The organism is Halorubrum sp. AD140, assembly GCF_034497445.1.
Taxonomy (GTDB): Archaea; Halobacteriota; Halobacteria; order Halobacteriales; family Haloferacaceae; genus Halorubrum.
In genome coordinates this window covers 1-1,140 of record NZ_JAXRUU010000277.1, presented here as the reverse complement: position 1 = coordinate 1,140, position 1,140 = coordinate 1, and the positions used below count along the sequence as shown (strand labels likewise).

The 1,140-nt window shown below is 67.1% G+C and carries 1 protein-coding gene and 1 pseudogene; both read left to right on the top strand.

Translation table 11 applies throughout. The annotated features are described in order from the left end of the window. Positions 1-593: pseudogene (locus U4E84_RS18165) on the top strand (radical SAM protein); the annotation flags it as partial. Between the two features lie 217 nt (positions 594-810). Continuing rightward, positions 811-1,107: a rubredoxin-like domain-containing protein gene (locus U4E84_RS18160; RefSeq protein WP_322533468.1), complete on the top strand. Its 297-nt coding sequence runs from the start codon at positions 811-813 to the stop codon at positions 1,105-1,107. Positions 1,108-1,140 lie beyond the last annotated feature (33 nt).

Below are 1,140 nucleotides of genomic sequence, written 5' to 3'. Positions count from 1 at the left end.
ACGGGACCGAGGGGGAGGAGATTCTCTATATCGCCCGCGAGGAGGGGCTCACGCCCGCCTTCGAGATCCCGGGAATTCGCGCGGAGCCGGAGTTCTTAGAGTTCTTAGACGAGGGCGCCGCGGAGTTCTGTAACGTGAACGAGTTCGAGATGTCCGACGGGAACTACCGCCGGATGCAAGCGGAGGGGTTCGAGCTCCAGGAGGGGCACATGTCCGCCGTCGAGGGGTCGAAGGACGACGCCATCTTGGAGGAGATGGCGAGCCACGAGAAGGTGTACTTCTGTACCTCGGTGTTCAAAGACGCCGCCCAGCACCGCAACCGCCTGAAGCGCATGGCGCGGAACATCCGCCGCGAGTTCGACGAGGTGACCGACGACGGCACGCTCGTCTACGGGAAGGCGTTCGCCGAGCCCGAGCGCTTCGAGGCGCTCGGCGTCCCCGAAGAGTTCTACACCGTCAAGTCGAACCACGTCGAGGTCGCGTGGTGGCTCCTCGAAGAGATGGTCGAGGACGGCGACCTCGACGAGGGCGAGATCGTCGAGCAGTACCCGACCGTCGACGGCACGGTCGTCGAGCGCACCCCGGTCGCCTGACGCGACGCGTTCTCCCGGGTTTTTGCGGCGAGTGGTGCCGAAGCCCAGCCGCGCGGCCGACTCCGGTGCGCGTCGAAGCCTCTCTGGCAGTCGGCGCGGAGCCCGAGACCTCCCGCGGCGCGCCTCGCCTGCGGGCACTCGGAGGCGCGCGCTGCCGTGGCCGAACCCCTTGATAACGTGAGTCATGCTTTAGTCGATACGATGCGTACCCTCACGCATGGCTTCCGAAGAACCCGAGTTCGCGGACGTGAGCATCGGCCAGACGGTGTACGACGAGTCGGGCGAGGAGCTCGGGTCGGTCCGCGGCGTCGACGACGCGGGCTTCTACGTCTCCGCGCCGACCGGGTCGGACCCGCTGGCGCTGACCGACGCCCGCGACGTGTTCGGCACCGCCTACGTGATGTGGCGCTGCTGGGAGTGCGGCGAGATGGGCGAGATCGGTAAAGAGCTCCCCGAGAACTGCCCGAGCTGCGACGCGCCCCGCGAAGAGCTGTACTACTGGGCCGAGGACTGAGACGACGGCGGGAATCTCGTTCGTGTCCTCCTT